Source organism: Streptomyces sp. HPF1205 (genome assembly GCF_020400825.1).
Classification (GTDB): Bacteria; Actinomycetota; Actinomycetes; order Streptomycetales; family Streptomycetaceae; genus Actinacidiphila.
On sequence record NZ_JAINVH010000021.1, the window covers coordinates 1 to 23637 of the forward strand.

The 23637-nt window shown below is 76.7% G+C and carries 21 protein-coding genes; 11 read left to right on the top strand and 10 right to left on the bottom strand.

Features of this window, described 5'->3' with window-relative positions:
• Positions 1-220: 220 nt before the first annotated feature.
• Entirely contained in the window at positions 221-787 is a 567-nt protein-coding gene (locus K7G61_RS22850; protein ID WP_225848811.1) for a hypothetical protein, read from the top strand.
• A 124-nt stretch (positions 788-911) separates the two neighbouring features.
• Here the strand turns inward: K7G61_RS22850 and K7G61_RS22855 are convergent, their stop codons facing one another.
• From K7G61_RS22855 to K7G61_RS22865, 3 genes are all read right to left on the bottom strand, one after another.
• Positions 912-4577: a hydantoinase B/oxoprolinase family protein gene (locus K7G61_RS22855; RefSeq protein WP_225848812.1), complete on the bottom strand. Its 3666-nt coding sequence runs from the start codon at positions 4575-4577 to the stop codon at positions 912-914.
• A gap of 107 nt (positions 4578-4684) precedes the next feature.
• Positions 4685-5371 (bottom strand): CBS domain-containing protein, encoded by a 687-nt coding sequence (locus tag K7G61_RS22860; protein WP_225848813.1) that lies wholly within the window; start codon positions 5369-5371, stop codon positions 4685-4687.
• Between the two features lie 114 nt (positions 5372-5485).
• The gene (locus K7G61_RS22865) at positions 5486-5950 is read right to left on the bottom strand and encodes a Crp/Fnr family transcriptional regulator (RefSeq protein ID WP_225848814.1); all 465 of its coding nucleotides are present in this window, start codon (positions 5948-5950) and stop codon (positions 5486-5488) included.
• A 209-nt stretch (positions 5951-6159) separates the two neighbouring features.
• Between K7G61_RS22865 and K7G61_RS22870 the strand changes: the two genes are divergently transcribed.
• On the top strand, positions 6160-7032 hold the full coding sequence (locus K7G61_RS22870) for a universal stress protein (RefSeq protein ID WP_225848815.1): 873 nt from the start codon (positions 6160-6162) through the stop codon (positions 7030-7032).
• Here K7G61_RS22870 and K7G61_RS22875 read toward each other — a convergent pair.
• The 6 genes from K7G61_RS22875 to K7G61_RS22900 all read right to left on the bottom strand — a co-directional run bounded on the left by K7G61_RS22875 (position 6971) and on the right by K7G61_RS22900 (position 14619).
• Positions 6971-8389, bottom strand: a complete 1419-nt coding sequence (locus K7G61_RS22875; protein ID WP_225848816.1) for a nicotinate phosphoribosyltransferase — start codon at positions 8387-8389, stop codon at positions 6971-6973. The genes K7G61_RS22870 and K7G61_RS22875 overlap by 62 nt on opposite strands.
• 200 nt (positions 8390-8589) lie before the next feature.
• Entirely contained in the window at positions 8590-10563 is a 1974-nt protein-coding gene (gene ftsH, locus K7G61_RS22880; protein WP_225848817.1) for an ATP-dependent zinc metalloprotease FtsH, read from the bottom strand.
• A 255-nt stretch (positions 10564-10818) separates the two neighbouring features.
• Positions 10819-11871, bottom strand: a complete 1053-nt coding sequence (locus tag K7G61_RS22885; RefSeq protein WP_374204210.1) for a flippase-like domain-containing protein — start codon at positions 11869-11871, stop codon at positions 10819-10821.
• A gap of 475 nt (positions 11872-12346) precedes the next feature.
• Complete coding sequence (locus K7G61_RS22890) at positions 12347-13240, bottom strand: universal stress protein (RefSeq protein WP_225848818.1); 894 nt, start codon at positions 13238-13240, stop codon at positions 12347-12349.
• 162 nt (positions 13241-13402) lie between these two features.
• On the bottom strand, positions 13403-13678 hold the full coding sequence (locus K7G61_RS22895) for a dsRBD fold-containing protein (protein WP_225848819.1): 276 nt from the start codon (positions 13676-13678) through the stop codon (positions 13403-13405).
• Between the two features lie 47 nt (positions 13679-13725).
• Positions 13726-14619 carry a CBS domain-containing protein gene (locus K7G61_RS22900; protein ID WP_225848820.1) on the bottom strand — a complete coding sequence of 298 codons (894 nt, stop codon included), beginning with the start codon at positions 14617-14619 and terminating at the stop codon, positions 13726-13728.
• Positions 14620-14933: 314 nt separating this feature from the next.
• On the opposite strand from K7G61_RS22900, the gene K7G61_RS22905 reads away from it, so the two are divergent.
• From K7G61_RS22905 to K7G61_RS22945, 9 genes are read left to right on the top strand one after another with little or no spacing between them, the layout of a single operon-like run.
• Positions 14934-15404, top strand: coding sequence for a DivIVA domain-containing protein (locus K7G61_RS22905; protein ID WP_225848821.1), 471 nt, complete (start codon positions 14934-14936; stop codon positions 15402-15404).
• A gap of 2 nt (positions 15405-15406) precedes the next feature.
• Positions 15407-16339 carry a hypothetical protein gene (locus tag K7G61_RS22910; protein ID WP_225848822.1) on the top strand — a complete coding sequence of 311 codons (933 nt, stop codon included), beginning with the start codon at positions 15407-15409 and terminating at the stop codon, positions 16337-16339.
• Positions 16326-17726 (top strand): V-type ATPase 116kDa subunit family protein, encoded by a 1401-nt coding sequence (locus K7G61_RS22915; protein ID WP_225848823.1) that lies wholly within the window; start codon positions 16326-16328, stop codon positions 17724-17726. Before K7G61_RS22910 ends, K7G61_RS22915 begins: the two co-directional genes overlap by 14 nt.
• Positions 17723-18139 (top strand): ATP synthase subunit C, encoded by a 417-nt coding sequence (locus tag K7G61_RS22920; RefSeq protein ID WP_225848824.1) that lies wholly within the window; start codon positions 17723-17725, stop codon positions 18137-18139. The genes K7G61_RS22915 and K7G61_RS22920 overlap by 4 nt, the downstream gene beginning before the upstream one ends.
• Positions 18136-18363 (top strand): V-type ATP synthase subunit F, encoded by a 228-nt coding sequence (locus K7G61_RS22925; protein ID WP_225848825.1) that lies wholly within the window; start codon positions 18136-18138, stop codon positions 18361-18363. Before K7G61_RS22920 ends, K7G61_RS22925 begins: the two co-directional genes overlap by 4 nt.
• Positions 18360-18878 carry a hypothetical protein gene (locus tag K7G61_RS22930; RefSeq protein ID WP_225848826.1) on the top strand — a complete coding sequence of 173 codons (519 nt, stop codon included), beginning with the start codon at positions 18360-18362 and terminating at the stop codon, positions 18876-18878. Before K7G61_RS22925 ends, K7G61_RS22930 begins: the two co-directional genes overlap by 4 nt.
• Positions 18866-20812 (top strand): V-type ATP synthase subunit A, encoded by a 1947-nt coding sequence (locus K7G61_RS22935; protein WP_225848827.1) that lies wholly within the window; start codon positions 18866-18868, stop codon positions 20810-20812. The genes K7G61_RS22930 and K7G61_RS22935 overlap by 13 nt, the downstream gene beginning before the upstream one ends.
• Positions 20809-22185, top strand: coding sequence for a V-type ATP synthase subunit B (locus tag K7G61_RS22940; protein WP_225848828.1), 1377 nt, complete (start codon positions 20809-20811; stop codon positions 22183-22185). Before K7G61_RS22935 ends, K7G61_RS22940 begins: the two co-directional genes overlap by 4 nt.
• Positions 22182-22796 (top strand): V-type ATP synthase subunit D, encoded by a 615-nt coding sequence (locus tag K7G61_RS22945; RefSeq protein WP_225848829.1) that lies wholly within the window; start codon positions 22182-22184, stop codon positions 22794-22796. The genes K7G61_RS22940 and K7G61_RS22945 overlap by 4 nt, the downstream gene beginning before the upstream one ends.
• 225 nt (positions 22797-23021) lie before the next feature.
• On the opposite strand, the gene K7G61_RS22950 is transcribed toward K7G61_RS22945, so the two are convergent.
• Complete coding sequence (locus K7G61_RS22950) at positions 23022-23636, bottom strand: hypothetical protein (protein ID WP_225848830.1); 615 nt, start codon at positions 23634-23636, stop codon at positions 23022-23024.
• Between the last annotated feature and the right edge of the window lies 1 nt (position 23637).

A 23637-nucleotide genomic window follows, 5' to 3' on the forward strand; every position in this document is an offset into this window, starting at 1 on the left:
CTCCTTGTCGCGTGCCGCCCGCTCGTGCCGGACCGGCGCCCACGCGCGGTCCGGCCGCAGTCCGAGCATCGCGCCCCCTCCCGCGCCGCCACTAGGGCCGAACGGGCCCCCCGGCCCCTCGTACGCGTCCCGTCCGGCCCCGGGCGCCGCCCCGTCGGCCCCTGTCCGGGGCGGGACGGCCCTGGGACCGTCGAGACGAGGACCTGCGAGGGGGTATGCCATGGGTACGAGCGTGAGGCTCTGGCGCTGGCGGCGCAATCCGCTCAAGCGCGGCACCGACCGGATCGAGGCGTGGGCGCTGCTCGCCGCCGGCCTGCTGCTGGCCGTGGGGGCGCCCGCCGCGGGCGTGGGCGCGGGACTGGCCACCATGGCCCACGCCCCCCACCCGCCCATCGGATGGCAGCGGACGTCCGCCACCCTCACCCGCGACGCGCCGCCCGCGATCACCGCCGGAGCCGGCTCCCGGCAGGTCCGCGCCGCGGTCACCTGGGTCGCGGCCGTGGGTCGTCCCCACGCGGGCGACGCGCTGGTGGCGCCCGGCAGCCCGGCCGGCAGCCGCACCACGATCTGGCTCGACACCACCGGCGCCCTGCGCGACTCTCCTGTCGACCCGGAACGGGACCGGGCCCTCGCCGTCATCTACGGCACCGCGGCCGCCACGGGCACCGCCCTGATCGGAGGCGGCGGCTGGGCCGTCGCGCACCGCGTCCTGGACCGGCGGCGCGCCGCCGGCCTGGACCGCGAGTGGGCGGTCGTCGGCCCGCAGTGGGGGCGGCACCGTACGTGACCGGAGGCGCGCCGCCGCCCCCGTGCCCGCCGGGCGCCCCCCGGTCCGTACCCCGGACGGAGTCCAGGTCCGTACCCCGGTCCGAGCCCGTGTCCCAATCCGTGTCCCGGTCCGTGCGCCGCGGTCAGGCGGGCGCGCCGTATCCGCCGCCTCCCGGGGTCTCGACCACCAGCACGTCGCCCGCGCCCACCGGCACGCTGTCGCTGCCCGCCAGGTGCGTAACGGTGCCGTCGGCGCGTTCGACGCGCGCGGAGCCGAGCGCGCCCGGCGAGCCGCCCGCCATGCCGTAGGGCGGGACCCGGCGGTGGCTCGCCAGGGTGCTGACCGTCATCGGTTCGAGGAAGCGGATCCGGCGGACGGCCCCGTCGCCGCCGTGCCACCGCCCCGCGCCGCCGCTGCCGCGGCGCACCGCGAACTCCTCCACGAGCACGGGATGCCGCCATTCGAGGACCTCCGGGTCGGTCAGGCGGGAGTTGGTCATGTGGGTCTGCACGACGGACGCCCCGTGGAAGCCCGGGCCCGCCCCGGAACCGGAGGCCACGGTCTCGTAGTACTGGTGCCGCTCGTTCCCGAAGGAGACGTTGTTCATCGTTCCCGAGCCCTCCGCCTGGACGCCCATCGCGGCGTACAGGGCCCCGATGACCGACTGCGAGGTCTCCACGTTCCCGGCGACCACGGCGGCCGGGAAGCGGGGGGCGAGCATCGAGCCGTCGGGGACGACGAGGCGCAGCGGGCGCAGGCAGCCGTCGTTGAGCGGGATGTCGTCGGCCACCAGGGTGCGGAAGACGTACAGGGCCGCCGCCGTGGTCACCGACGCCGGCGCGTTGTAGTTCGTGTCGAGCTGCGGGGAGGTGCCGGTGAAGTCGAGGGTCGCGGCACGGCCGGCGCGGTCCACGGCGACCCGGACGCGGATCACCGCCCCGGAGTCGGTCTCGTACACGCACGAGCCGTCGCTGAGCGCGTCGATGACGCGGCGCACGGCCTCTTCCGCGTTGTCCTGGACGTGCCGCATGTACGCCTGCACCACGTCGAGGCCGAAGTGCTCGATCATCGCGGCCACTTCCTCGACGCCCTTGCGGTTGGCCGCGACCTGGGCGCGCAGGTCGGCCAGGTTCGTCTCGGGGCTGCGCGAGGGATACCGGCCCTCGGTGAGCAGCGCGTGCGTCCGCCGCTCCCGGAAGCGGCCGTTCTCGACCAACAGCCAGTTGTCGAACAGCACGCCCTCCTCCTCGATCCGGCGGCTGCCGGCCGGCATGGATCCCGGGCTGAGCCCGCCGATCTCGGCGTGGTGGCCGCGGGAGGCGACGTAGAAGAGGATCTCCCGGCCGCCCGGGTCCGCGCCGGCGCCCGCCCCTGCGCCGAAGACCGGCGTGATCACGGTGATGTCGGGCAGGTGGGTGCCCCCGTGGTACGGGTCGTTGACCGCGTAGCTGTCGCCGGGCTTCATCGCGGCGCCGCGGCGGCGGATGACCTCCTTGACGCTGCTGCCCATCGAACCCAGGTGCACCGGGATGTGCGGGGCGTTGGCGACGAGGTCGCCCGCCGGGTCGAACAGCGCGCAGGAGAAGTCGAGCCGCTCCTTGATGTTCACGGACTGGGCGGTGGCCTCCAGCCGCGCACCCATCTGCTCGGCGATCGACATGAAGAGGTTGTTGAAGATCTCCAGCATCACCGGGTCGGCCTCGGCGCTCACCCGCGTCCCGGTGGGCACGGTCACGCGGCGCATCAGCAGGTGGCCCTCCGCCCCCATCGTCGCCTGCCAGTCGTCGTCCACCACCGTGGTGGCGTTGGCCTCGGTGACGACGGCGGGACCGGTCACCGCGTCCCCGGGCCGCATGGACTCGCGCCGGAGCAGCGGCACGTCCCGCCACGCGCCCCGCGTGTACATCCGCACGGCGTCCGCCTCGTTCCCGTGCGCCGCGGTTCCGTCCGCCGCGGTTCCGTCCGCCGCGGTTCCGTCCGACGGTACGGGCTGCCGGGCCGGGGCGAGGTCGGGCTGCTCGGTGAGGCCGACCGCCTCCACCGACAGCGCCTCGACGACGACTTGCCGGTCCATCAGGAACGAGAACCTGCGCCGGTGGCCGGCCTCGAAGGAGGTCCTCATCGCCTCGGGACCGGCGAGTTCGACCGTCACGGTGGTGTCGGTGCCGTCGTAGCGCAGGTGGGCGCGGCAGACGGTCCTGACGCTGCCGGCGGGCACCCCCTCGTCGGCGAGCTCCGCGCGGGCGGCGTCCTCCAGCCGCGCGGCCACCTCCCGTACGCGCGGCATGGCGTCCGCGGTGAGTGGGACCTCGACGGACTGCTCCCGCATGGTGGTGGTGTCGGCCAGGCCGATGCCCAGCGCCGAGAGCACACCGGCCATCGGCGGCACCAGGACGGTGCGGATGCCGAGGGAGTCGGCCACGGCGCAGGCGTGCTGGCCGCCGGCGCCGCCGAAGGTGGTCAGGGCGTAGCGGGTGACGTCGTGCCCCTTCTGGACCGAGATGCGCTTGACGGCGCCCGCGATGCCGGCGACGGCGATCCGCAGGTAGCCCTCGGCGACCTGCTCGGGGGAGCGGGTGTCGCCGGTGCGCGCGCGGATCCTTCCGGCCAGTTCGGCGAACTTCCGCCGTACGATCCCCGCGTCCAGCGGCTGGTCGCCGCCCGGCCCGAACACCGCGGGGAAACGGCCGGGCTGGACGCGGCCGAGCATCACGTTGGCGTCCGTGACGGTCAGCGGGCCGCCGGCGCGGTAGCAGGCCGGTCCGGGGGCGGCGCCGGCGGAGTCCGGGCCGACCCGGTAGCGGCTGCCGTCGAAGTGCAGGACCGAGCCGCCCCCGGCCGCGACCGTGTGGATGTCGAGCATCGGCGCCCGCAGCCGGACCCCGGCCACCTGGGTGGTGAAGACCCGCTCGTAGGCGCCGGCGTAGTGCGAGACGTCGGTCGAGGTGCCGCCCATGTCGAAGCCGATCACCTTGTCGAAGCCGGCCAGGCGCGACATGCGCGCCATGCCGACGATGCCGCCGGCCGGCCCTGACAGCACGGCGTCCTTGCCGCGGAAGTGCCCCGCCTCGGCCAGGCCGCCGTTGGACTGCATGAACATCAGCCGCACGCCGCCGACCTCGTCCGCGACCCGGCCGACGTAGCGGCGCAGCACGGGGGAGAGGTAGGCGTCGACGACCGCCGTGTCCCCGCGCGGCACGATCTTCGCCAGCGGGCTCGCCTCGCCGGACAGGGACACCTGCGGAAAGCCGATCCGCTCGGCGAGTTCGCCGACGGCCCGCTCGTGCGCCGGGTGCAGGTGGCTGTGCAGGCACGCCACGGCCACGGCGCGGATACCGTCCTCGAACGCCGCGCGCAGGTCGGCCTCCAGCCGGACCAGGTCCGGGGGCCGCAGCACCGTGCCGTCGGCGGCCATGCGCTCGTCCACCTCGACGACCCGCTCGTACAGCTGCCCCGGCAGGACGATCTCGCGGTCGAAGATGCGCGGCCGGTTCTGGTAGCCGATGCGCAGGGCGTCCCCGAAGCCGCGGGTGATGACCAGGACCACCCGCTCGCCGCCGCGTTCCAGCAGGGCGTTGGTGGCCACGGTCGTGCCCATCCGTACCGAGTCCACCAGCGAGGCCGGCACCTCCTCGCCCTCGGCCAGGCCCAGCAGGCGCCGGATGCCCGCCACGGCGGCGTCGCGGTAGTACGCGGGGTTGTCCGACAGCAGCTTGTGCGTCAGCAGCGTGCCGTCCGGCCGCAGGGCGACGATGTCGGTGAAGGTGCCGCCGCGGTCGACCCAGAACTGCCACCGCCTGGCCGTCACGGATTCAGTATCGGGCCGCGGCCCGATGCCCGCAAAAGGGTGCGAAAGTGGCGAAATGGGGCGTTATGGGGAACCGCCCCGCGGCCCGCGGGCTCCCGGCCCCCGGCTCAGGACCGCGGCTCCGCCACCGCGGGCTCCCCGTGGTCGGCCGCGGGACGGTCGAGGTCCCAGCGCACGTCCACGACGCCCTCCACGGAGCGCACCAGACGGGACGCGACCGGGATGCGCGCGGTGTCGGCGACCCGGCCGCTGAGCGTGACCGCGCCGTCGGCGACCGCGACGCGTACGGGGGAGGGCTCGCCGGGGAAGACGTAGCCGACGATCTCGCGGCGTACCTCCTCGGCGATGTCCTCGTCCTCCCTGAGGAAGACCTTCAGCAGGTCACCGCGGCTGACGATGCCGCGCAGGCGGCCGTCGGCGTCCACCACCGGCAGCCGCTTGACCTTTGCCCCGGCCATGACGCGCGCGGCCCGGGAGAGGGTGTCGTCCTCCGCCACGGTGAGGGCGGGCGCCGTCATCAGGTCGGCGGCGAGAACCGAGCCGGCCTTCAGCATGTCGTCCAGGCGGCGCATCTGGGTCAGCCGGCTGGGGTCGCTGTCCCGGAACTCCTCCTTCGGCAGCAGGTCCGCCTCGGAGACCACGCCCGCGACGCGGCCGTCGGCCCCGACCACGGGCAGGGCGCTGACGCCGCGCTGCCGCAGCAGGCGGACCAGCTCCTTGAACGGCGTGTCCCGGTCCACGGACACCACGTCCGCGGTCATCACGTCACGGACGATGTGCGGGCCTCCGGTCATCGCCGGGCCCTCCTTCCGGTCGGCGCACGTCAGGGCGGAAAGTCGTGCAACGGTCCCGGGCCGGCTGCCCGCGGCACGGGCGTCGGGGCAGGGCCGTTCCGCGGCCCGGGCGGGTCAGGGCACGGGCGTGCCGCCGGGCGGGCCGTACAGGTCGAGCAGCCTCTTGCGGGCGCTCTGCATGCGGTGCGCGATGATCTGCGCGACCCGCCGGGCCAGGGCCTCGCCGAACTCCAGGTCGGCGCGGGAAAGGGCGCGCACGATGGTGGCGTCGAACTCCCAGGCGCGCACGTCGCACTGCGCCTCGGCGCCCAGGTGCCAGCTGTACGGCGGGAACAGCCATGAACAGCCGAGCAGGTCGCCGGGGCTGAGGATCTCCACCGGCGCGGAGGGGTGTTCGGGCACGGAGGCGTCCAGGACGACCGAGCCGGTGTGGATCACCCAGAACCGGTCGGCAGGTTCCCCCTCCTCGAAGATCCGGGTGCCGGCGGGGAAGCCGACCTCCTGCGCCAGGTCCAGCAGCCGGTCGCGACCCGGTGCGGGCAGCGCCGCGAACAGGTTGGTCGGAGCGGTGGTCCTCATGGTGTTCCCCCTGGTTTCCCCAAGCGTCCCGGTGTCTGCCAGTACCACTGTGGTGCGCCGCGGCCACCGGCCGGCAGGGGCTGACCGGGGCCGTCCACGGGTCCGTACGGCCCGCGGACGGGGCCGTCCGGGTCCTGATGCCGCCCCCGCCCAGGCGTGCGACGGTGAGAGGGAGACACGGATCACGACCTCCGGAAGGCGGTGCAGCCATGAGGAAACCGCTGATCGTGGGCATCGACGGCTCGGACTCCAGCCTGGCGGCGCTCGACTGGGCGCTCGCCGAGGCCGCGCGCCACGGTGTGCCGGTCAAGCTGGTGCACGGGTCGCTGTGGGAGCACTACGAGAGAGCGGTCCCGGACTTCGGCTCGGAACCGCCTGCCGAGCACCTGCTGGCCGAACACGTCGTCGCCTCCGCGGCGCAGCGGGCCGACAAGGCCGCCCTCGGCGTCGAGGTGTCCACCGCGCTGGCGCCGGCCGCCCCCGCCGACGCGCTCCTGCGCGAGTGCGCGGACGCCTTCGCCGTCGTCGTCGGCACCAGGGGCAGGGGCGGGATCACCGGCATGCTGCTGGGGTCGACCAGCCTCCAGGTCGCCGCCCACGCGACCTGCCCGGTCGTCGTCGTCCGGGGCGCACAGGCCAACGTGCGCGGCGAACTCTCGTCCGTGACGGTGGGCGTCGACCCCGACGGCGGCTCCGAGGCCGCCGCGGCGTTCGCCGCACGCGAGGCGCACGTGCGCGAGGCGGAGCTGCTCGCCGTCGGCGCGTGGCGGCGCCCGGCCCGCGAACTGGGCACCGGTCACCTGACCGGCGACGCCTCGGACCCCCACCGGCACGACGCCGAACGGGCGCTGGGCGACGCCCTGCTGTCCGTGGCCCACGACTACCCGAAGGTCACCGTGCGCCGCGAGACCGTCGAGGGACGCGCGCGCGACGCGCTGCTCGACGCCTCCGCGCGCAGCGACCTCCTGGTGGTCGGCGCGCACCGGCGGCACGGAAACGTCGGCATGCAGCTCGGCGCGGTCAATCACGCGGTCCTGCACCACTCCGCGTGCCCGGTCGCGGTCGTCCCGCAGGAGAGCTGACGGCGGGGGCGGTGTCCGGCCGGCCGGCCGTGTCCCGCAGCCGTGCCTCGATGCGCCCGCGGGTGGTCTCGGCGAGCGCGCGCAGCGGCTCGGAGCCGGTCGGCCGCGGGGGCCGCGGGTCGGTCACGAGCCGTGCCTCGGGCGGAAGTTCGGCCAGGTCGGCCTCGAACGCGGCCCGGGCCCGGCCCAGCGGGCGGGGTGCGCCCAGGCGCCGCCCCCGCGACATCACCGTCTCCAGCAGCGGGCTCGTCCCGGGCGGCGCGGGCTCGTCCGCGAGCGCGAGGGTGTCACGGACTGCGGGCCCCCGGAAGACCTGTTTGGCGCCCGGCCCGGTGACCTTGCCGGCCGAGAGCTTCATCACCGGCCGCCCGTCGTACGCGACCAGTTTGTACGCGGCGTCCAGGTACGGCGCGTCGGCCGACACCCCGACCAGCGTGCCCACCGCGAAGGTGTCGATCGGCGCGCCCGCGCGGACCAGCCGGTCGAGCGCGTACTCGTCCAGACCGCCGCTCGCGGTGATCCGCACCTCCGGCAGCCCGCCGGCGTCCAGGATCCCCCGGACGGTCACGGCCAGTTCGGCCAGGTCACCGCTGTCGAGCCGCAGCGCGCACCCTTCGGCGAGCCCCGCGTCGCGCAGCACATGCGCGGCGGTCCGGGCGCCGGCCGCCGTGTCGTAGGTGTCCACCAGCAAGGTGACCGGCCCCGGGTGGGCCGCGATGAACGCCCGGAACGCCGCCGCCTCGTCGTCGAAGGCCTCGACGTACGAATGCGCCATCGTGCCGACCGCGCGCAGCCCGTACACCTCGGCGGCGGCCACGTTGCTCGTCCCGGCGAAGCCGACCATCGCACTCAGCCGGGCGGCCTGCATACCGGCGTCGACGCCGTGGTCGCGCCGCAGGGAGAAGTCCACGAGGGGCCGGCCCGCCGCCGCGATCACGCACCGCGCCGCCTTCGACGCCACCGCCGTCTGGTGGCACACCTGGTTGAGCAGGTACGACTCGACGAACTGCGCCTCGGGAAGCGGCGCGGTCACCTCCAGCAGCGGCTCCCCTGCCAGGACGATCCGGCCCTCGGGCACGGCCCGCACGTCCCCGGTGAAACGCAGCCCCAGCAGCGGCGCGAGGTCGGCCGCGGGACGCCCCAGCGCGGCGGCGAAGACCTCGACGTCGTCGGCGCCGATCCGCAGCCCCGACAGCATCTCCAGCGCCGGTTCGAGCCCGGCCGCGACGAGGAAGCCCCGGCCGGGCGGCAACCGCCGGACGAAGAGGCTGAACGTCGCCGGAGCCGTCATCCGCTCCTTGAGGTACGAGTGCGCCATCGACACCTCGTACAGGTCCGTGATCCGCGCGTTCGACATGTCAGGCACTCCAGTCGCGGCGGCGCGGCGAGCGGCACGCCGCCTGTCCCCACCGGCGACCGCCGGCGGCGGACGCGCCCCCTCCGTCAGGCTGCCACCGTCCGGCGCCCGCCGGCCCGGGGCCGTTGGTCCCTGTCCGGGGGGCCGAGAGCCCGTGCCGGTCCGTACCGCCGGGCGCGGCGCCGGGCCCCGCCCGGCCGTCAGGCGCCGCCGGTAGTGCCCGGTGTGCCGGGGCCGCCCGGGGCGCGGGAGTCCGCGGGCGCCTGGGTGTCGCGCGGGCGGTGGAGCACGTCCAGGACGACGGAGCCGTCGACCGTCTCGCGGGCCGTGAGGAGGCCGGCGAGCTCCTCCAGGGCCGGCCGGTGGGCGCGCAGCAGGGCGACGGCCCGGTGCTCGGCCTGTCCGACCAGGCGGGCGGTCTCCTCGTCCACGACGCGCTGGGTCCGCTCGCCGTAGGGCCGCTGCAGACTCTCCTCCGTGGTCGCGGTGCCGAGGCCCTGCGGGGACCCCGAGGCGTATCCGACCGGGCCGAGGGCGGGCGACAGGCCGAACTCGCGGACCATACGGGCGGCGATCGACGTGGCGCCCGCCAGGTCGTCGGCGGCGCCGGTCGAGCCCTCGCCGAAGACCACCAGTTCTGCGGCGCGTCCGCCGAGCCGCACGGCGAGCAGGTCGGCCAGGTAGCTCTCGGTGTACAGGTGCCGCTCGGCCTCGGGAAGCTGCTCGGTGGCGCCGAGGGCCGGCCCCGACGGCAGGATCGTCACCTTGGCCACCGGGTCGGCGTGCTCGCACAGCGCCGCCACCAGCGCGTGCCCGGACTCGTGCACCGCCACGGCGTGCCGTTCCTCCGGCAGCAGCGCGTTGGAGGTCTCCCGGCGTCCGAGCAGCACGCGGTCCCGGGCGTCGTCCAGGTCCTTCGCGTCGATGACGGTACCGCCCGCCCGTACGGCGTTGATGGCGGCCTCGTTGAGGAGGTTGGCCAGGTCGGCGCCGGAGAAGCCCGGCGTGGCGCGGGCGAGGACGTTCCAGTCGACGTCGTCGGCAAACGTCTTGCCGCGGGCGTGCACGGCGAGGATCGCCGCCCGTTCGGCCTGATTGGGCAGCGGTACGGTGACGTGCCGGTCGAACCGGCCGGGCCGCAGCAGGGCGGAGTCCAGGGACTCGGGGCGGTTGGTGGCGGCGAGCACGACGATGCCGGTGCTCTGGTCGAAGCCGTCCATCTCGGCCAGGAGCTGGTTGAGGGTCTGCTCGCGTTCGTCGTTGCCGCCCAGCCGGGAGGAGCCGCGGCGCCCGCCGACCGCGTCGATCTCGTCCACGAAGATGATCGAGGGAGCGCGTTTGCGGGCCTCGCCGAAAAGGTCGCGGACCCGGGAGGCGCCGACCCCGACGAACATCTCCACGAAGGCCGACCCCGTCACCGACAGGAAGGGCACCTCCGCCTCACCGGCCACCGCGCGGGCGATGAGGGTCTTCCCCGTGCCCGGCGGCCCGACCATGAGCACGCCGCGCGGCCCCTTGGCGCCCGCCAGCGCGTACCGCTCCGGATTGCGCAGGAAGTCGACGATCTCGCTGACCTCCTGCTTGACCCCCTCGTAGCCGGCGACGTCGGCGAAGCGGGTCGTCGGCCGCTCGGCCTCGATGATCTTGGCGCGGGAGCGGCCCATGGCCGTGACCCCGCCCGTCATCGACCGCGCCGCCCGGCGTCCCGCCCACAGGAACAGACCCCCGATGACCACGAGGGGCAGCAGGAAGAAGGCCAGCGTGCCCAGCGCGCCGCCGCCTCCTCCGGAGCTCTGGGAGGCGGTGACGTCGACCTTCTCGGCCCGCAGCTGCCGTTCGAGGCCGCTGGTGTCCAGCGCGACGGGGATGCGGCTGGTGAACGTGGTGCCGTTCTTGAGGGTTCCGCTCACCGCCCCCTTGTCGTTGATGTCGACCGTCCTGACCTGCCCGGCGCCCACTTTGGCGACGAAGTCGGTGTACGACAGGGAGGGGGTCCGCCCGGACGGGACCGACCGGACCACGATGACGATCAGCACGATGAGCGCGACGAGCGGCAGCAGCCAGCGCCACAGCGGCGGCGCGGGCTGCGGTGACGGCTTCGGCGGCTCACGCGGCGGCCCGGGCTTGGCCGACCGGGTCCAGTGCCTGACTCCCAGGCGAACCGATGTGATCACTGCGCCGTTTCCCTCCGACATCGCGGCCTGCCGGGGTCCTCCCGCCCCGGCGGACCGGCGACAAGGGGCCGCGGGTGCGCGGCCGTCTCCTCCAGCATCGCCGCTTTCCGCCCCGGCGGCAGGACAGCCGCCGCCGGCGGGGGCCGGTCGGGGCCGTCCGGGCCGGTCGTCGTTCGGTCGGGTCCGGTCGGATCCGGTCGGGTCCGGTCCAAGTCCGGTCCGAATGGTGCACGGGTCGGTCCCGGTCTCCGGGGGTCAGCGGCGTCTGCCGTGGAGGGTGACGGCCACCCAGCACACCCAGCCCGGCGGCTGGAGCGCCCAGAAGCTCAGCGCGCGGTACAGCAGCGCGGCGGCCAGGGCCTGGCGCGCGGGCAGGCCGTAGGCGGCGAGCAGCGCGGCCAGTCCGACCTCCAGGACGCCGAGGTTCCCGGGGGTGAGCCGCAAAGCCGCGGGGACCTGCGTCAGCACGTAGACGACCAGGATCCCCGGCCAGGGGACGGCCACGTTCAGCGCTCGCATGCACAACGCGAGGCAGGCCAGGTCGAGCGCCCAGTTGCCGAAGGCCTCCGCGGCGGGCAGCAGCCACGGGCGCAGGCCCGGCCGCAGGTTCCACGCCTGTTCCGACACCCGCTGCAGCGCGTCCTGCACGGAGTGGACCCGCTCGTGGCGGCGGCCCGCCGCGGTCCACAGCCGCCGTGCGGTCCGGCGTACGGCGGCCGACCGCGACAGGACGGCGGCCGCGCCCGCGGCCAGCGCCAGTACGGCCACGAGGACCAGCAGCGGGCGCAGGAGCACCGCGCGTGAGGACGGGGCGGCGGCCAGCAGCGCCGTGAGGCCGAGTACGCCGATGGCCGCCGCGGAGAGCGCCCCCGCCACCGCCAGGACCGCCGCGGCGAGCGCCGGGTCGACGGCCCTGCGCCGCATCTGCCGGTACGCCCAGGCGGCGGCGAAGACGGCGCCGCCCGGCAGGATGCCCGCGACCGCGCCCGCGCCCAGCGTCAGGCCCATGACCCGGCGCAGCGGCCAGCGCGCCCCGCCCGCGTACAGCAGCCAGCGCCACACCGCCGCGAAGCACAGCAGTGACGCCACCTCGCACCCGGCCGCCGCGACCAGCAGCAGGGGATCGGCCCGGGTGAGCAGGCCGAACGCCCCGCTCACCTCGCGCCGCCTCACCACGGCCGTGGCCGCCACGCCCGCCAGAATGAGCCCCGCGACGATCCACCAGGCCCGACGCGGCCACCGTGAGGCCCCCGTCCCGTCGCCGGGAGCGGGTCCGCCGAGCTCGGTACGCCGCGGGCCGCCGGACACGTGCGGGCGGGTTCCTCGGCCTCAGCCCGGGGGCCGGGCGGCCGTACCCGATGTACCGGGGACCCGGCGCCGACCGTCCAGGAGACGCCCGCGCGCCCCGCGCCCGAGGGGCGCCGCGCCCGCGCCCCGACCTGCCGCTGTGCTCATCGCGTGCTCCCTTCCCCGCCGGTCACGTCTCATCGCCCGGACCCTCCGGGGCCGTCGGCACCGGAGCCGTCACCCGGCGGACGGCGCGCCCGGCTTCCACGTCCAGGATCCGCCGTCAGGGCGACGGCCACGGAGGAGCCGGCGGACGGTCCCGCCACCGCAGTACGCACCCCGGTCACGGCGGGAGTGGCGGCAGCCGGCGTTCCGGCGCCGGCGAGCCGGTCGCGGCCTTCGCGGCGCCCGGCTCCGCCCTCCGTCGGTCCCCCGTCCGGCCCTTCCCCGCCCCGCGGCCCCGCACCGCCGCCGCGGCTCGCGCCCCATGGCCCGCTCAGCCGTGCGGGACGATCGCGACGGGTACGCCCGTCCGGCGCAGGACGGTCCGCGAGACGGAGCCCGTACCGAACGGCGGCCCGTGGCCGCGGCGGCCGATGACGAGCAGGCAGGCGTCCGACGCGGTCTCCGCCAGGTGGCTGCCCGGGCCGCCGACCACCGTCTCGGTGATCACGTCGGTCTGCGGGAACCTCTCCGCCCATGGCGCGAGCACCTCGTCCAAGGCCCGGTACGGGCCGCCGTCTCCGTCGCCCGGCTCCTCGCCCGGCCCGCCCCCGGGTTCGGCCGCGGGCCGTCCCGCAGGGCCGTGCACGACGTGCAGGGGAGCCGCGCGGCGGGCGGCGGCGTCGAAGGCGAACTCCATGACCCGGTCGTCGGGGCGGGTGACGTCGACTCCGAGGACGACCTCGCGACTGGGCGTCATGGTCGACGGATTGCCATTGGCGTCCGGCTGGTGCTCGTCCGATTCCCGCTCGCCGGCGTGCAGCAGGACCACCGGCACCGGTGACCGGCGCGCGGCGGCGCGGGCGACCGAGCCGGGCAGCAGGGCCGCCGCCCCGGAGCCGCGGGCCCCCAGGACCAGCATCTCCGACTGCTCCGCGGCCTCCAGCAGCCAAGGCACGGGCCGGCCGACGACTTCCCGGACGGCGACCGGCAGGTCCGGGTACTTGCCCGTCAGCGCCTCCTTCAGGGCGTCCGGCGCCCAGTGCCTGCCGGCCGTGCGCGGTGCGGGATCGGTCGGGGTGGCGACGGTCTTCCCGCCGGGCCGGCCCGGCACGGCGTGCAGCAGGAGCAGCCGCATGCAGCGCCGGCCCGCCTCCCGCGCCGCCCAGCGCGCGGCGGCCAGGCTCTCGGGCGAGCCGTCCACTCCCGCGGTGATGGTACGAAGCATGGTCCCCACCTCGTTCGGGTCTGCGGATCACACCCCCACCTCGGCGGGCCCCGGCAGGCAGGGGCCCGCCGTCCCGTGCCCGGCCCCGGCCTTCCCCGCCGCCGGGCCGGGCCGACGCCGGGCCGACGACGAGCCGGCCCGGCGTCTCCCGCGCGGCGCCGTTCACCCGTGCGCGTTGTCCTCGGCGTCGGTGGCGCCCGCTTCCACGAGCCGCCGGCCGAGTTCGAGCAGGGCCCGGCCGGCCGCGTACTCGTCGCCGATCTCCGGGACCGGCTTGTCGTGCGGGTTGCGGCGGGCCGTGGTGCGGGTGACCAGTTCGTTGTCACCCGTTCGGAGGATGGCCTGGACGGCGGTGTTGTCCTCGTCCTCCTCGAAGATGTCCAGCCGCACGTTCCACGTCCTGGTGCGGCCGGGCGCGGCCGCCTTCTGCTGCGTCATGAGCTGCGTTCCTTTCGCTCTGGCGTGTACCGGGGGAGCGACCCCGCTCAGACGGAGATCAGATGGTCGACCACCTCCGCCACGTCGTCCACGTCACCGATGGCCCGAAGCAGTTCGGGGATGCCGTCGGCGCTCATCCGCCCCCGGACGTCGACCACGCCGTCGTGGACGTCGACCTCGACCGAGTCCCGCACCTGCCGGAACTCGTCCCCGATGACGCGGGTCTCGATCTCCTCGCGGATGCGGTCGTCGTCGCGTACGAGTGCCTGCAGGAGCGCCGCCCTGCGCACCACTCCGACCAGGCGCCCCGCGTGGTCCGTCACGGGCATCCGCTTCAGCCGCGAGCGGGCGGCGAGCCAGGCGGCGTCCGCGACGGTCGTCCCCGGCCGCACCGTGACCGCGGGCGACGTCATCAGGGTCCCGGCGCTCTCGCCGCCGGACTTCGCCCGCACCCGGCGGTCCCTGAGCCGGCCGACGGGTCCCGCGGGTGGCTCCTCGGCCTCGACGGCGGCCTTGGCCAGGAGGTCGGACACCGACACCACCCCCAGCACCTGGTCCTCGGCGTCCACGACGGGCACCGCGCCCAGGTCCTCCCGGGCCAGGACGTGCGTGACGTCGAGGAACGGTAGCTCGTCCCGTACCGACACCGCGGGTACGTCCATGACGTCCCGGACGCGCACGGGGGGCGGCGGCGGGGCGGGGGCGGCGGCCGGCGGCCCGGCGGGCGCCTGCTCGGCGTGACCGCGCTCGGGCAGCTCGCCCTCGGTGCGGCCGGGCCCGGCCGGCCGCCTGGTGTCCGTCCCGCTCGACGAGTGGACGGCCAGCGCACCGATGTAGCGCTGCAGCATGCGCTGCCGGTGCTCCTCGTCCGGCCGCCATGGCGTGGAGGGAGCGGCACGGCGGGCCTCGCGGCCCGCGGAGAAGGATTCGCGGTCGGTCATGGCGGCCTCCTGCCCCTGTGACGGTATGCCCTTGCGGCGCGGCGCCCCGCCGCGGTTCGTCCCCGCGTCCCCCTCCGGCCGGCCTGTCCCCGACAGCCACTCCCGGGCAGCCACTCCCCGACAGCCATTCCCGGACAGCCCCGGCCAGGACCGCCCGGCGTGGGACGCGCCTTTGTTCATCGTCCGCCCTCGGGCGGGCCGGCGCATGTGCCGAATGGCCCTGCGGAATCCGGCGGACGGCCCGTCACCGGGTGACAGCCGTCGCGCCGTGTGGACACTGGGAACCGCGGGGGCCGACGGCGGAAGAGACCTCCATGCCCAGCTTCCGGAACTTCCTGGCGCGGTTCCGTCCCACCGGCACCCCGGGTGCCGCCGCGGGCGGCGTGCCCGCCGACCGCGCCGCGGAACTGGCCGCCGAACTGGGCCCTTCCCTCGACCGGCTGGCCCCGGCGCAGGAGGAGGCGGCCGGGCTGCGGAAGGCCGCGGAACAGGAGGCGGAGCGGATCCGGCAGGACGCCGCGGCCCGTGCGCGGGACCTCGTCGCCGACGCGCACGCCCGCGCCCCCGGCATCCGGGAGGAGGCGGCGGCCGATGGACGCCGGGCCGCCGCCGCGGAAGCCGCCAGGGTGCGGCAGGCCGCCGAGGACGAGGTGCGCGAGACGCGGGCGCGCGCGGCCGCCCGGATGCCCGGCATGGTCGACGAGGTCGCGCGCCGCGCCCTGCCCGCGGCCGACGGGGCGGCCGAAGGAGCGGCCGAAGGAGCGGCCGACGGGGCGGTGACGTAGCCGTGGGCGCCGCATGGGTCGCCGGGGTCAGCCGCTCCAAGGCCCTGCTGTCCCGGTGCCTGGGCGCGCCGGAGGCGCGGGACCTGGCGGCGTCGCGGTCCCTCGACGCCGCCCTGCGGCGGCTGTCCACGACCGCGTACCGGCGGTTCCTGCTCCCCGACGCGTCCCTCGCGCAGGCGCAGCGCGCCGTGTCGGCGACACTGCTGTGGCACCTGCGGGTGCTGGCGGGCTGGCTGCCCCGGCAGGGCGCGAGGGCGCTACGGGCGCTGGCGGCCGGATTCGAGATCTCCAACACCGAGGACCTGCTGCGGTCGTACGGCGGCGAGCCGGCACCGCACCCGTACCGGCTGGGCGCGCTGGCCACCGCCTGGGGCCGGCTGGGCGCCGCCCGCGGCCCGGGGGAGCTGCGAGCGGCCCTGGCAGCCTCGGCCTGGGGCGACCCGGGCGGCGAGGACCCGGCGTCCCTGGCCGTCTCCTTGCGGCTCGCCGCCTGCGCGCAGGTCGCCGCCGCGGCCGCCCCCGCCGAGGGGTGGGCGGCGGGCCGGGCCGCCCTGCTCGTTGCCCGGGTGCGCTTCGTCTCACGGCGGACGCTGCCGGCGCCGGCCCTGCGGCGGGCCGACGCGCTGCTGGGGCCGCGGTCCGTGGCGGCGGACTCCTTCGACGGCTTCCGGTCCGCTCTGCGCCCGGCCGCACGCTGGGCACTGGACGGCGTCGCCGACCCGGTCGGCCTGTGGCGTGCCGAGGCACGCTGGTGGGCGACGGTCGACCGGGAGGGCCGCGACCTGCTGCGGGCGACCGGGTCGACCGGATACGGCCCGGCGCCCGTCGTGGGGGCGGTGGCGGCGCTGTCGGCCGACGCCTGGCGGGTCCGGGCCGCGCTGCAGGCGGCCGGGCACGGTGAGGCCCCTCTGGAGGTGCTCGATGCGGCCCTCTGACCGGCTCACCCCGGTCCGCATGCGGCGAGTGGCGATCGTGGCCCCCGAGCGGACCCTGCGTGACGTGCTCGTACGGGTGGCGGAGGCCGGTTGCGTCGAAGTCGACCTGGACGAGGAGGCGCCCCCCGGGCCGGCGACGCGCCTCCTGCGGAACATGGCGGACCGCGAGGACGGCGGGCCGGCCCTGGCCGCCGAGCGGCCGGACCCGGGCGCCCTCGCGCGGGCCCGCGACCTCGACCTGCTGGCCGGCGAGGCACAGCTGGAACAGCGCGTCGCCGGCGCCGTGCGACGCGGCGACCTGGCGGCGGTGGCCGGCTGGTGTCCGGCCGACGAGGTACGGGACCTGAGCGGGCGCCTCGCGGCCGCCGGAGGCTCGGTCGTGCCCCTCGCCGCCCCCCGCGGGGTCGGTCCGCCGACCCGGCTGCGGGACACCGGCCCCGTGCACCGGGCGTTCACCCCCCTGGTGTCCACCTACGGGACCGTGCCCTACGCGGATCTCGACCCGACCTGGCCGGTCGGCGTCGCCTACGTCGTCATGTTCGGCATGATGTTCGGCGACGCGGGCCACGGCGCCGTACTGCTGCTCGCCGCGCTGCTGATCCGCTCCGGGCGGCCCCGCGTCCTCGCGCGCCTGCGGCCGCTGTGGCCGTTCGTGGCCGCGGCCGGGGCGGCGGCCACGCTGGCGGGACTCGCCTACGGGGAGTTCTTCGGGCCGACCGGAGTGCTCCCGGTGCTGTGGCTCGATCCCCTCGACAGCCCCGGGCGGCTGCTGGCGGCGGCGGTGGGAGTGGGAGCCGTCCTGATCTGCCTGGCCTACCTGGCGGGCGCGGTCAACCGGCGGCGCGAGGGCGGCCCGGCCACGGCGCTGTACGCGGTGTCGGGTGTCGCCGGGCTGGCGCTGTGGGCCGGGCTCGGCCTGGCCGTGGGCGGCGGGTACCTGCGCCTTCCCGCGCTCGTCGTGGCCGGCCTGGTGCTCTGCGCCGCCGGTCTCGCCCTGATCGGCACCGGTACGTACACCCTCGGGGCGCGCGGACCCGCCGGGGCGGCCCAGACCGGGGTGCAGCTGTTCGACGCGGTGGTGAGGGTCTTCGCCAACACCGTCTCCTTCGCCCGCCTCGCCGCCTTCGGCCTGACGCACGCGGCGCTCGGCCAGGTCGTCTGGCACGGCACGACCGCGCTGTGGGGACGCGGCGCGGCCGCGGCGGCCGCCGCGGTGGCGCTGTTCGTGATCGGCAACGCGCTGACGTTCGCCCTCGAAGCGCTGACGGCGGGCGTGCAGGCCCTGCGCCTGGAGTACTACGAGCTCTTCTCCCGGCTCTTCGTGACGCTCGGCCGCCCGTTCCGGCCCTGGTCACTGCCCGTCCGGCACCTGGAGGTGACGCGTTGACCGCCTGGCTGATCGCACTGCCCGCCCTGTCCGCCGTGATCGGCGGCGTGCGCCTGCTCGCGCGGCGGAGCGGCCGGGCCCCGCTGCGCTGGCTGCTCGGCGCCAACGCGGTGCTGCTCGGCGCGGCCCTCGCCCTGCTGGTGACGGCGCTGGACAGTCCGGCGCGGGCGGCGGCGCCCGCGGCGGCGGCGAGCGGATCGAACTCCGGCTCCGCCCTGATCGGGGCGAGCATCGCCGTGGCGGGGGCGTCGATCGGCGCCGCGATCGCGGTCGCCTACACCGGCGCCGCGGCCATCGCGGCGCTCAGCGAACGCCCCGAGCTCTTCGGCCGGGCGCTGGTCATCGTGGGCCTGGCGGAAGGGATCGCCGTGTACGGCCTGGTGGTCGCGATCCTGCTGATCGGCAAGTCATGACCGGCGGCGCGGTGGTCGCCATCGGCGAGCGGACCCGGGTGTCCGGCTTCGCCCTCGCCGGCGTCGAGGTGCTCGTGGCCGAGCGCCCGGAGGCCGTACGGCAGGCCTGGGACGGGCTGCCGGCCGGCGTCGGCCTGGTCATCGTCACACCGGCCGCCGCGGCGGCGCTCGGCGCGCCCGCGCCGGACCGGGAATCGCCGCTGGTCGTGGTGATGCCCCCGTGAGCGCCCAGGAGACCGGAGCGGACGCCGCCCTGGAACCCGCCCGGGACGAGCTGCTGCGCGCCGCCCGGGCCGACGCCGAGGCGCTGCTCGCCCGGGCCCGTGAGGAAGCCGACCGGACCCTGCGGGCCGCGCGGGAGGAGGCCGAGGCCGTTACGGACCTGGCCCGCCGCCAAGGCGCAGAGGACGGGAAGGCGGACTTCGCCGCGCGGGTCGGACAGGCCCGCCGCGAGGCCGCGGCGGCCCGGCTCGCCGCCATGGGCGGCATCCACGCCGATTTCGCCCGGCTGGTGACCGTCCGGGTGGGGGAGCTGTACGCCGCGGACCCCTCGGCGCGGGCCCGGCTGGCCGCCAGGGCCGGGGCGCTGCTCGGCCCGGAGGCCCGTACGAGCGAGCACCCCGCGGGAGGGGTGAGGGCGGTCGCGCCCGGGCGGGAGGTCGACCTCGGCGTCCCGGCCCTGGCGGCCAGGGCGCTGGACGCCTTCGGCGCCGGGGTGGAGCGGCTGTGGCGGCCCTGAACGGGGAGGCGCGGAACGGGGGCGCGCCGGACGGCGGGCGGGTGCCGGGCGGGGAGACGCCGGACGGCGGGCGGGTGGCGGACGGAGATGGTCCCGACGACGTGCGGGCGCCGGGCCGGGAGGTGCCGGGCGGGGAGGCGCCGGACGGCGGGCAGGTGACGGGCGGGGTGGCTCCCGACGACGTGCGGGTGCCGGGCCGGGAGGTGCCGGACGGCGGCCGCGTCCTGCGGGTGGCCGGTCCCCTGGTGGCGCTGACCCGCCCGGCGGGTGTCGCCATGAACGACCTGGTCCTCCTCGGCCCGTCCGCCCTGCCGGGGGAGGCGCTGGCGATCGACGGCGACGTGGTGACGGCGCAGGCGTACGAATACACCGGAGGTCTGGCGCCCGGCGACCCGGTGGGCGTGCCGGGCGGTCCGCTGCACGCGGCGCTCGGGCCGTGGCTGCTGGGCGGCGTGTTCGACGGGCTGCTCAGGCCGCTGGCGGCGGCCGGCGACCGCTTGTCCGCCCACGGTCAAGGCGAACGCTCCGGTGCCCCCATGGCAGGCCGCGAACGGCGCGAGTGGCGCTTCGTGCCCGAGGCGGCGGAAGGCGGCCGGGCGGAGCCGGGCGCGAGCCTCGGCCGGATCGTGGACCTCTCCGTGAACCTGCGGGTCCTCGTGCCGCCGGGGTGCTCGGGGCCGGTCCGCGAGCTGGCGCCGCAAGGGCGCTACCCGGCCGGCGCGGTCCTGGCGGTGGTCGGCGGGACCGAGGTCCGCATGGGCCAGGACTGGCCGGTGCGCGGGGTCCGCCCAACCCGCGCGCGCCTCGACGCCCGCGACCCGCTGCACACCGGCCAGCGCGCCATCGACCTGCTCTTCCCGGTCGCGCGCGGCAGCACCGTCGCCGTGCCCGGCGGCTTCGGCACCGGCAAGACCATGCTGCTCCAGCAGATCGCCAAATGGTGCGACGCCGACGTCATCGTCTACGTGGGGTGCGGGGAGCGCGGCAACGAGATGGCCGACGTCATCGCCGACTTCGCGCGGCTGGACGACCCGCGGACCGGCGGGCGGCTGCTGGAGCGGACCGTGGTGATCGCCAACACCTCGAACATGCCGATGATGGGCCGCGAGGCGAGCATTCACACCGGCGTCACGGTCGCCGAGTACTTCCGGGACATGGGACTGCACGCCGTGGTCATCGCAGACTCCACGTCCCGCTGGGCCGAGGCGCTGCGCGAGTTCTCCTCCCGGATGGGCGAACTGCCCGCCGAGGAGGGCTACCCGGCCGGGCTCGCCTCGCAGCTGGCCGCCTTCTACGAGAGGGCGGGGGCGGTGACCACCCTGGGCGGGGACACCGGCTCGGTGACGATCCTCGGCGCGGTGTCCCCGCCGGGCGGCGACCTGGCCGAACCGGTGACGGCGCACACCGAGCGGTTCGTGCGCTGCCTGTGGTCGCTCGACCGCGACCTGGCCTACGCCCGCCACTACCCGGCCGTGTCCTGGTCGGGCTCCTTCTCCAGGGACGCCGGCGTGCTCGGCGCCGCCCACGCCCGGGCCGGCGACCCGGACTGGGCCGGCCGCCGGGAGCGGGTCACCGCGCTGCTGGCCGAGGCCGACCGGCTCGCGGACCTGGTGGAACTCGTCGGGGTCACCGCCCTGCCCGCCCAGGAGCGCGTCACCGTACTCGGCGGCCGGCTGGTCCGCGAGGGGTTCCTCCAGCAGAGCGCGCTCTCGCCCCACGACGCCTACTGCTCCGCGCGGAAGTCGGCGGCGCTGGCCGAAGCGGTACTGGACGTCGTGGCGCGCTGCCGGGAACTGGCCGACGCGGGCACACCGGCCGACCGGCTGGAGGCCGCCGACTTCACGCCGCTGACCAGGGCCCGGGAGAGCGCGGGCCCGCAGGACACCGCCGCAGTGGCCGCCGGCCGGGACGCCGTACTGCGGGAGCTGCGATGACGGCCTTCGGCGAGATCGAGTACACCGGCCTGCGGGAGCTGCGCGGTCCGCTCGCCGTGGTGGGCCCGGTGTCCGGGGTGGGCTGGGACGAGTTCGTCCGCCTCACGCTCGGCTCGGGTGAGCGGCGCCACGGCCTGGTGCTGGAGGTCGACCGCGACCTGGCCGTGGTGCAGGTGCTGGAGGGGACCGCCGGAATGGAACTGACCGGTTCACGGGTGGCCTTCGCCGGGAGCCCGCTGCGCGTCCCGGTCGGCCCCGGCTGGCTGGGCCGGACCTGCAACGGCAGGGGCGAGCCGATCGACGGCGGCCCGCCGGTGTTCGGCGCGTCGACCGCCCCCGTGGCCGGGGCCCCGATCAACCCGGTACGGCGCGACCCCCCGGCCGAGCCGGTGCTCACCGGGGTGGGAGCGGTCGACGTGCTCACCACCCTGGTCCGGGGCCAGAAACTGCCCGTGTTCTCCGCCGCGGGCCTGCCCCACCTGGAGCTGGCCGTCCAGATGGCGGCGCAGGCGACCAGCGGCGGCGAGCCGTTCAGCGTGGTGTTCGCCGGCATGGGGCTGACCCACGCCGACGCCGCGTTCGTACGCGAGGCCCTGGCCGAGCGGGCGGAGGCCGGGGAACTGGTGCTGCTGCTCAACACCGCGGACGACCCGGTCATCGAACGCATCCTCACCCCGCGCATCGCGCTCACCGTCGCCGAGGACCTCGCCTTCGGCGGTGGCCGGCACGTCCTGGTGATCATGACGGACATGACGGCGTACGCCGAGGCACTGCGCGAGGTGTCCGCGGCGCGCGGCGAGGTCCCCGCCCGGCGGGCCTACCCCGGATACCTCTACAGCGACCTCGCCTCGCTCTACGAGCGCTGCGGGCGGATCAGCGGCCGGCCCGGCTCCGTCACGGTCGTGCCGGTGCTGACCATGCCCGCGGGCGACATCACCCACCCGGTGCCCGACCTGACGGGCTACATCACGGAGGGGCAGATCGTCCTGTCCCGGGAGGTGCACGCCCGCGGGGTGTACCCGCCGGTGGACCCGCTGTCCTCCCTGTCCCGGCTGATGCGCAAGGGCGCCGGCCCCGGCCGCACCCGCGCCGACCACCTCGACGTCGCCGCCCAGCTGCTGGCCGCCCTGGCCCGGGCCCGGCAGGTGCGCGAACTGGCCGACCTGATCGGCGAGTCGTCGCTGGGCGCCACGGAACACCGCTACCTGGAGCTCGACGCGGCCTTCGCCCGCCGGTTCCTGGACCAGCGCCCCGACGAGAACCGCCCCCTGGCCGCGGCCCTCGACCTGGCCTGGGACCTCCTGCTCGGCCTGCCCCGCGGCGAACTGTCCATGCTGCCGGCCGACCTGCTCGACGCCCGAGGCGCGGCATGACGGCGCGCCAGGACGCCCAGCCGGGCCGCGCCGGGCGGCTGCGGCTGCGGCACAGCCTGGACGTGGCCACCCGCGGAGCGGCCCTGCTGGAACGCAAACTGCACGTCCTGCGCGACCATCACGAACGGCTGACGGCCCGGGAGGAGGCGGCGCGCGACGCCTGGCGCGAGGCCCTCGCCGAGGCCGAGTCCTGGCTGCTGCGCGGTCTCCTGCTGGGCGGCGAACGCGCCCTGGAGAAGGCCGCCGTCGCCGCGCGCGCCGAGGTGACCGTGACCTGGACGACGTCCATGGGCGTACGGCACCCCGCGGACGCCGGCGTCCGGGACGCGCCGCGCGGCGCGCACGAGGCGGACCCCGCCAACACCGCGCTGGCCCACGCCGAGGCCGCCTTCCGGACGGCGGTGCGCGCCGCGGCCGCCTGCGCGGTCGCACGGACGGCGGCGCACCTGGTGGGAGCCGAACTGGACCGCACCCGGCACCGCCTGCGCGCCCTGGACCACCACTGGATCCCCCGGCTGACGGCCCGGCTCGCCGACGCCGAACTCGCCCTGGAGCAGGCGGAACACGAGGACGCCGTACGCCGCCGCCGGGCGGGCGCCCACCGTCGGTGACCCGGCGCCGGGACCACCGCCGCCACGGCCACCCGCGCGTGGGCCGGACCGGTCGGTCTTCCGGCGCGCGGGATGCGTGACGGTCGGGTCGTCCCCGGGCCGGGCGGCGCGGACCTGCCCCTGACCAGCCAGGATGACCGGCCGTTCCCGCGTGTGGGCCGGACCGGTCGGTCTTCCGGCGCGCGGGATGCGTGACCGGGCCGGCCCCGCGCTGGGCCGGGCCGGTCACGGGCCGCGGTCGAAGCGGGCCGACCAGCGGGGTTCCACGCGCCTCCACTCCGCCTGCCACCGGGCGACCCGCCACCAGCCGGCCACCCGGCGCACGACCAGCCACAGCAGCCAGACCAGGCCGCCGGCCGCGACCGCGGCCCCGGTGGCGGCCCAGACCGCCTCGTGGGTGCTCGCCGACGGCGACTTCGGAGGGGGCACGACCCGGCCGCTGCGGTTGTCGACCCACACCGCGACCGGGGCGCCGGCCGGGGTGCCCGGCGCGACCAGGGCGGTGGCCGGGGGCGCGGGTTGCGGTGTGCCGGCCACCCGTACCGGCACATGGACGCGGATGGCGTCGAACGTCCGCGGGGCGGCCGCCGTCGTCGTCGCCACCGCGTGGTGACGGGTCGCCGCCTGGACCCGCACCGTGTGCATCGACGCCTGATGGGTGGCCGTTCCCGCCGCGAGGGCGGCCAGCGGGAGCAGCAGGATGGCCAGGACCGCCAGGGCGCGCCCCGCCCAGGTCTGCGTCCGGTCGACTCCCCGGCGCAATGGATTGTCACCCTCCGCCGCGCCCGTCGGCACGGAGCGGGTCCACGCGCGGTGGGAGTGTCCTTCGTGAGATGCCATC

What these genes read in the sequence shown, in the direction of transcription:
- K7G61_RS22850 (WP_225848811.1), top strand. Translation starts at nt 221, where the DNA reads ATGGGTACGAGCGTGAGGCTCTGGCGCTGGCGGCGCAATCCGCTCAAG.
- K7G61_RS22860 (WP_225848813.1), bottom strand. Translation starts at nt 5,371, where the DNA reads ATGACCGGAGGCCCGCACATCGTCCGTGACGTGATGACCGCGGACGTG.
- K7G61_RS22865 (WP_225848814.1), bottom strand. Translation starts at nt 5,950, where the DNA reads ATGAGGACCACCGCTCCGACCAACCTGTTCGCGGCGCTGCCCGCACCG.
- K7G61_RS22870 (WP_225848815.1), top strand. Translation starts at nt 6,160, where the DNA reads ATGAGGAAACCGCTGATCGTGGGCATCGACGGCTCGGACTCCAGCCTG.
- K7G61_RS22875 (WP_225848816.1), bottom strand. Translation starts at nt 8,389, where the DNA reads ATGTCGAACGCGCGGATCACGGACCTGTACGAGGTGTCGATGGCGCAC.
- K7G61_RS22890 (WP_225848818.1), bottom strand. Translation starts at nt 13,240, where the DNA reads ATGCTTCGTACCATCACCGCGGGAGTGGACGGCTCGCCCGAGAGCCTG.
- K7G61_RS22895 (WP_225848819.1), bottom strand. Translation starts at nt 13,678, where the DNA reads ATGACGCAGCAGAAGGCGGCCGCGCCCGGCCGCACCAGGACGTGGAAC.
- K7G61_RS22900 (WP_225848820.1), bottom strand. Translation starts at nt 14,619, where the DNA reads ATGACCGACCGCGAATCCTTCTCCGCGGGCCGCGAGGCCCGCCGTGCC.
- K7G61_RS22905 (WP_225848821.1), top strand. Translation starts at nt 14,934, where the DNA reads ATGCCCAGCTTCCGGAACTTCCTGGCGCGGTTCCGTCCCACCGGCACC.
- K7G61_RS22915 (WP_225848823.1), top strand. Translation starts at nt 16,326, where the DNA reads ATGCGGCCCTCTGACCGGCTCACCCCGGTCCGCATGCGGCGAGTGGCG.
- K7G61_RS22925 (WP_225848825.1), top strand. Translation starts at nt 18,136, where the DNA reads ATGACCGGCGGCGCGGTGGTCGCCATCGGCGAGCGGACCCGGGTGTCC.
- K7G61_RS22940 (WP_225848828.1), top strand. Translation starts at nt 20,809, where the DNA reads ATGACGGCCTTCGGCGAGATCGAGTACACCGGCCTGCGGGAGCTGCGC.
- K7G61_RS22945 (WP_225848829.1), top strand. Translation starts at nt 22,182, where the DNA reads ATGACGGCGCGCCAGGACGCCCAGCCGGGCCGCGCCGGGCGGCTGCGG.
- K7G61_RS22950 (WP_225848830.1), bottom strand. Translation starts at nt 23,636, where the DNA reads ATGGCATCTCACGAAGGACACTCCCACCGCGCGTGGACCCGCTCCGTG.